The following is a 783-nucleotide window of genomic DNA, read 5'->3' on the forward strand; positions in this document are numbered from 1 at the left end:
ACACAAAAAATCTGACAGGTTCCCCGATCCTGAAGTTATTTTTTCGGCGCTCACCGGGCGCGCGCCGGCGGGGCTGCCAAGGCACGCCCGGGCTTGGCATAATTGCGGCGCGGCCATTCGCCGCCTTTGCTGACTGTTCTTCCACCGTTCTTCCACCGTCCTCTGCCCGGAGCCCGAGACATCATGGAATTCAAGACCCTGCTGGTCGAACTTGGCCCGGACCCGGGCTGCGCCGACCGGGTCCGCCTGGCGGCGGAGCTGGCGCGGCACAGTGCCGCCCACGTCACCGGCGTGACCGCGACCGGCACGCGCCTGGAGCCGTTCCGCGGCGCCGGCGACGACGCCGGCCGCTACGCCGAGCTGGCCCGGCGCCAGTTGCTGGCCCAGGCCGCGGCGGCCAGCGCCGATTTCCACCGCGTCATGCAGGAAACCGCGCCGGAGCTGGGCTGCAACCATCGCCTGATCGAGGAAGAGCCGGGCTGGGCGCTGGCCCGGGAAGGGCGGCTGGCCGACCTGATCGTGCTGGCCCGGCTGCCGGGGCTGGAGTCGTTGCCGGTGCTGGTGGCGCAGACCCCCGAATACGTGATGCTGGAGGCGGGCCGGCCGGTGCTGCTGGTGCCGCCGGGCGTGCGCCGGCTGGACTGCGGGCACGTCGCCATCGCCTGGGACGGCGGCCGCGAGGCCGCCCGCGCGGTGGCCGACGCCATGCCGCTGCTGCGCCGGGCCGCGCGCGTGAGCGTGATCAGCGCGCCGGGCGCCGACGGCGGCGCGCCCGAGCCGCAT

General features: G+C 73.7%; 1 protein-coding gene. It reads left to right on the forward strand.

Going from position 1 to position 783, the window contains the following annotated elements; genetic code table 11:
- Nucleotides 1-183: 183 nt before the first annotated feature.
- Nucleotides 184-783, forward strand: a 600-nt coding sequence (locus K206_RS0111085) for a universal stress protein (protein ID WP_020202482.1), incomplete at its 3' end; no start/stop codon positions are given.

It is taken from the genome of Cupriavidus sp. WS, from assembly GCF_000395345.1.
Taxonomy (GTDB): domain Bacteria; phylum Pseudomonadota; class Gammaproteobacteria; order Burkholderiales; family Burkholderiaceae; genus Cupriavidus; species Cupriavidus basilensis_B.